This is a genomic window from Agrilactobacillus fermenti, from assembly GCF_021030645.1.
Lineage (GTDB): Bacteria > Bacillota > Bacilli > Lactobacillales > Lactobacillaceae > Agrilactobacillus > Agrilactobacillus fermenti.
The window spans coordinates 1-5,526 of the sequence record NZ_JACGCJ010000054.1; the positions used below are offsets into that span (position 1 = coordinate 1).

At 39.6% G+C, this 5,526-nt stretch carries 6 protein-coding genes; 5 read left to right on the forward strand and 1 reads right to left on the reverse strand.

Going from position 1 to position 5,526, the window contains the following annotated elements; translation table 11 throughout:
• Nucleotides 1-200: 200 nt before the first annotated feature.
• The gene (locus tag FHQ08_RS12455) at nucleotides 201-1,181 is read right to left on the reverse strand and encodes an asparaginase (protein WP_230914712.1); all 981 of its coding nucleotides are present in this window, start codon (nucleotides 1,179-1,181) and stop codon (nucleotides 201-203) included.
• Between the two features lie 112 nt (nucleotides 1,182-1,293).
• Here FHQ08_RS12455 and mgsA point away from each other — a divergent pair, with 112 nt between their 5' ends.
• The 5 genes from mgsA (at nucleotide 1,294) to FHQ08_RS12480 (ending at nucleotide 4,831) form a co-directional block, all read left to right on the forward strand.
• Nucleotides 1,294-1,716 (forward strand): methylglyoxal synthase, encoded by a 423-nt coding sequence (mgsA, locus tag FHQ08_RS12460; RefSeq protein ID WP_230914713.1) that lies wholly within the window; start codon nucleotides 1,294-1,296, stop codon nucleotides 1,714-1,716.
• Nucleotides 1,717-1,803: 87 nt separating this feature from the next.
• Nucleotides 1,804-2,535 carry a tRNA (adenosine(37)-N6)-threonylcarbamoyltransferase complex dimerization subunit type 1 TsaB gene (tsaB, locus tag FHQ08_RS12465; RefSeq protein ID WP_230914714.1) on the forward strand — a complete coding sequence of 244 codons (732 nt, stop codon included), beginning with the start codon at nucleotides 1,804-1,806 and terminating at the stop codon, nucleotides 2,533-2,535.
• Nucleotides 2,519-3,088 (forward strand): ribosomal protein S18-alanine N-acetyltransferase, encoded by a 570-nt coding sequence (rimI, locus tag FHQ08_RS12470; protein ID WP_230914715.1) that lies wholly within the window; start codon nucleotides 2,519-2,521, stop codon nucleotides 3,086-3,088. The genes tsaB and rimI overlap by 17 nt, the downstream gene beginning before the upstream one ends.
• A complete protein-coding gene (gene tsaD / locus FHQ08_RS12475; protein WP_230914716.1) occupies nucleotides 3,085-4,131 on the forward strand; it encodes a tRNA (adenosine(37)-N6)-threonylcarbamoyltransferase complex transferase subunit TsaD in 1,047 nt (348 codons plus the stop codon). The genes rimI and tsaD overlap by 4 nt, the downstream gene beginning before the upstream one ends.
• A 109-nt stretch (nucleotides 4,132-4,240) precedes the next feature.
• Nucleotides 4,241-4,831, forward strand: coding sequence for a pentapeptide repeat-containing protein (locus FHQ08_RS12480; protein WP_230914717.1), 591 nt, complete (start codon nucleotides 4,241-4,243; stop codon nucleotides 4,829-4,831).
• The last annotated feature ends 695 nt before the right edge of the window (nucleotides 4,832-5,526 follow it).

Consider the following 5,526-nt stretch of genomic DNA (forward strand, 5'->3'; position numbering starts at 1 on the left):
TTTTGTCGCTTATAGAATAACATTGGAAGGCACTTCGTGCCTACATAAAAGCAAAAAATTCCTTGAGATCAGATCTCAAGGAATTTTTTACTTTAGGCTGTATAAAAAGACTTATGTCCCAGCCTCCTCTAGTTATTTGCGAATCATTTAATTTTAAACGTATTTTATATCGAATTTACGACTTAAACTGGTCAGCTTTATCAGGAAACGGCATCACTTAAATAGTGACGAATTTGATCATTGTTCATGCCAGCACTTAGACCGACTAACAATTTGATTCGTGCCTTTTGGCCATTTAAGCCACGGCAGAAGATGATGCCCATCTTTTTCAAGCCAACACCTCCACCTTCGTACTCATAGACGTCTTCAGCAATACCGTTAAAACAGCGTGAAACCAATACTACGGGAATGTTCATATCAATGATCTTTTTTAAAGCAGGTAAAGTTTGAGGTGGCATATTGCCAGCACCCAAAGCTTCTAGAACTATGCCATTCGTGCTGGGTTGAGCCAGAACCTCTAATAGTTGAGCATCCATACCTGCATAAGCTTTGACAAGATATACGTGATCAATCACATGATCAAGCTGGACATTTTCTAGTCGAATTAGTTCTTGAAAGAACTGGACTTGATGCTTGGCTACTAAACCGATGGGGCCAAACGTAGGGGTTCGAAACGTAGATACATTCGTTGTATGTGTTTTGGTTACATATCTAGCCGTATGGACTTCGTCATTCATTACGACTAGGACCCCCTTATTCCGAGCTTCTTCAGAATAAGCAGTCCAGATCGCACTAATAAAATTATAAAGACCATCTGAGCCAATTTCATTGGAAGAACGCATGGCACCGGTTAATACGACGGGAATCGTATCTGGTAGCGTCAAATCTAAAAAATAGGCGGTTTCTTCTAGGGTATCGGTACCGTGAGTGATCACAACGCCATCGATGCCGGCTTTTTCAGCTTGAAGAATACGATCGTGAAGTTGTAACATCTGCTCTGGCGCCATATGAGGTGATGGCAAATTAAAGATTTCCTCAGAAATCAATTCTATTTTATGATCAAACAGATCTTCAAAATTGTCAGTTAATAAAGGATTTACTTCGTTGGGCGTCACGTCACCATTGTCGCTTTGAGACATTGAGATCGTACCGCCAGTATGTAGTGCTAGTATTTTTTTCATAATTGTCTTCCTTTCTTTTAGTATTTTAGCGGAGGGCGGCAACTACCTCAACAAAAAAATTTACTTTGTTGTAGAATAAAAGATATAGTTGTTCGAAAATAGGAGGGTTATTATGCGCATTGCGTTGATTGCACACGATAAGAAAAAAGATTTAATGGTACGCTTAGCAACAGCTTATGAGCCAATTTTGCAACAGCATGAATTATTTGCAACAGGTGCTACTGGGCAGCGAATCATGGACGCTACTGATTTAAGAATTGAAAAGATGAAGTCGGGGCCTTTGGGCGGTGATCAACAAATTGGTGCTTTAATTTCTGAAAATAAAATTGATTTAGTGATCTTTTTACGCGACCCTTTAACAGCACAACCCCATGAACCTGACGTAAATGCCTTAATTCGGTTAAGTGATGTTTATGAAATTCCTTTGGCAACTAATATTGGAACGGCCGAGATGTTACTGCGTGGACTGCAAGCAGGTTTCTTGGATTGGCGTAAAACAATTGTTGAATTAAAAGAGCGGCCAATGAATTTATGATTTGTGAAGTGATCTCACTTTTATTTAAATCAAAATCGTGATAAATTAAGTCAGTTGATTGAAATTTAAAAGTTTGGACGATAAATAATGAATATTCTTGCAATTGATACCTCCAGTAAACCTTTGAGTGTTGCCATTACAGCTGATGATCAAATATTATCAGAAGTGACCTTGAACAAAGGGTTTACACACAGTCAGACGTTGATGCCTACGATTGATGATTTGTTGAAATTAAGCCAGCTGACAATTAAAGATATTGATGGTTTCGCCGTGGCTAAAGGGCCCGGGTCCTATACTGGCTTACGTATTGGCGTTACAACAGCCAAAACTTTTGCCTGGACTTTACACAAACCTTTGTTTGCGTTGTCAAGCTTAGAAGTTTTGGCACGAAACATTCAACAAAGGAGTCAGCTGATCGTCCCATTGATGGACGCCCGGCGCAACAATGTATTTGCTGGTGTTTATCAATGGACGCTGACTAACGATAATCACTTAGAAAATGTTGTCAGTGATCGTCATATCAGTTTGACACGACTGCTAGCTGAAATAAAAGAGTTAAATGAAAAGGCCGTATTTGTTGGGGAAATCAAGCCATTCATGAGCCAAATTTTTGCAGAATTAGGCCATCAAGCTGAATTTGCAGCAACGACAGCAAATTTGCCGGCTGCTGCTAATCTTGGCTTAGCAGCAATTGATGCTACACCAATCAAAGATATTTATAATTTCACACCAAGTTACTTGCGATTAACCGAAGCGGAGGTCAATTGGCAACGTAACCATAAAGATGAGGGACACGATCCGTATGTTCAAGAAGTTTAGATCTTGGTTTCAACATGAAGATGCCCATATCGACATCAAATTCGAAAATCAAAACGCACAGATCAACGGGCACCAATTTCAACTAACCAGAGCAGATACCGATGACGTTGATGAGATGTTACGCTTGGAGCAGTCTGTCTATGATGGGCAAACCCCTTGGGATCGTATGGCTTTTTTGAGTGAATTACGCAAGCGTGAGCTATCCTTATATTTAGTCTTATGGGATGAACAAAAATTAGTTGCTTTTATTGGCTGTTGGTTTACGAAACGTGAAAGTCATATTACGAACATTGCTGTTGCGCCCCAATACCAAGGTCAAGGTGTCGGAAAATACCTAATGCAATTTATGATTGACATGGCGATTTCTTTTGATAGTCAGGCAATGACATTAGAAGTTCGGACGACCAACGTTATTGCGAAGGGGCTATACCACAAGTTAGGTTTTGAAGATGGCCCGGTCAAACGGGGTTATTATGTTATGGATCATAGCGATGCCATGGAAATGCGTAAAGCATTGAATGAAATATTACCAGTAGAGGAGCGAAATCAGTGAAGGCAACGAATGAATTAATCTTGGCAATTGAATCTAGTTGTGATGAAACAAGTGTTGCAGTTGTTAGGGATGGACAAACGATCTTAAGTAATATTATTGCCACCCAAATCAATTCCCATAAACGTTTTGGTGGGGTCGTACCTGAAGTTGCCAGTCGTCACCATGTGGAGGCTATTCTGGTTGCTGCTCAAGATGCCTTAGATGAAGCTCAAGTGACTTATGATGATCTACAAGCAGTCGCTGTAACCGTTGGCCCAGGGTTGGTTGGCGCTTTATTGATTGGCATTTCAGCTGCGAAAGCCATTAGCTTCGCACATAGCTTGCCTTTAATTCCGGTCAACCATATGGCTGGTCATATCTATGCTGCTCGTTTGGTCCATGAATTGACTTATCCGTTAATGGCCTTGCTGGTTTCCGGTGGCCACACGGAATTAGTTTATTTGCGCGCACCAGGTGAATTTGAAATTATCGGTGACACGCGCGATGATGCTGCTGGCGAAGCCTATGACAAGATTGGTCGCGTCCTCGGCGTGCCTTATCCTGCCGGCAAAACCATTGATGCTATGGCACATGAGGGCAAAGATACATTTGACTTTCCCAGAGCGATGTTGCAAGAGGACAACTTAGATTTTAGTTTTAGTGGTTTAAAAAGTGCATTTATTAATACGGTTCATCATGCCGAACAAAAGCAGGAAGCATTGTTAAAAAATGATTTGGCCGCTAGCTTTCAAGCCAGTGTGATCGATGTATTAGTAGGTAAAACGATTAAAGCATTACAGCAATACCCAGTCAAACAGCTAGTTGTTGCTGGTGGTGTTGCTGCCAACCAGGGTTTAAGAGAACAATTAGCCGCACATTTGGCAGCGGCAGGTTTAGATCAAGTTGAAGTGATCTTTCCACCATTGCGCTTATGTGGTGACAATGGGGCAATGATTGGGGCAGCGGCCCATGTTGCTTTACAAAAACACGAACCTTTTGCGGATTTGACCTTAAATGCTGATCCAAGTTTGTCGTTTGACTATGCTGAAACGATGCTTAGTTGATTTACCTATCTTGTAATCTAAATGACTGGTAAGGTGGATATGCCTGATGCCAGTCATTTTTGTATGCTGTTGGGTGAGTCATATATTGAAGTTAAAAAGGAGAATCTGTATGATAGAAAACCAACAACTAGCTTTAGATCAAGTAATTGCGGAGGAATCGTATATCAATTGTCAATTCATAACCAGTAATCGAAAAACACACTTCAGTGACCTTACCTTTGAGCATTGTCATTTTGAGCAAACTGATTTCACCGATACCGAATGGTTAGACTGTCATTTTGTAGATATCGATTTTGCAAATAAAAATTTCGATCAAAGTGCAATATACCGTTGTAATTTCCAACATTGCCAATTAGTGGGCACTCAATTTGAACAAAGTCGGTGGCAAGACTGTCATATTGAAGCGTCCAAAGGCGATTATGTGAATTTCAGTGATAGTCGTCTGACGAAAGTTGTTTTTGATAACGTTAAGCTGTCAGAAGCTTTTTTCCAAGCGGTTCAAATTAAAAAGTTGTTGCAGTTTAAAAATTGTGAATTAATGGCCAGTGACTTTTCAGATGCGATTCTAAAAGATGTTGATTTTTCTAGTAGTGAAATTTCAGGTCTGCGTGTAGATCCTAAGTTGATTGCCGGTCTAAAAATTAGTCCCTTTCAAGCAACTCAATTTGTTCAGTTATTAGGTGTTCAGATAAAATCATAAGTTGGATTTTGTTGTCAGATCAAACTGGATCATTTAAATATACAAGTAGTGATTCGTTATCGAAGTGCCTTATTGCTTTGACCGGCGGGTCTTTTTTTGATAAACAAAAGCCTTTGTTTCCAGTCTCACTAATTTATACATGTGTCTATGTCCAAGGCTAATCGTGTTTAAAATTTAGATGTATCCTAAGTTAACGTTTTTTTCAATGAATTAGTTGGTAAATGATCGATATTAATGTATACACTATAAGTGGCATTGCACAATATAAGTATCCAAGGGCATCAATCCTGCCATTAACAAGGCGCACCATAATGATCATGACAATTGTTGCGAATAAGCCTGAAAGTGGTAACAAGTGGTAGTAGAGATTTGCGTTTTGTTCTAGTGTACGCTTTTTTTGCGATGTCTCATTTTGAAACAGACCTTTCTTTAGGTGCCATTGTTTTACTTTGAGAGCTCTTTTGAAGTAGCTGTTTTAAAAAATAGCGTTAATACGGCTTAAATTATTTCATCAAGTTTGCTTCTGAGCAAGAAAAGTGCTTTTTCTTATTTTAAAAAAAGTATTTCAGCCACTATGTGTTTACGAACAATTCAATTTTAAACGTGTTCCAAAAGGCAACACCTTCACCTAACCACGAATGGCTCAAATGGCAAGTTCACCATTTTTCGCCATTCTTGTTAGTGATCAGGTGCTG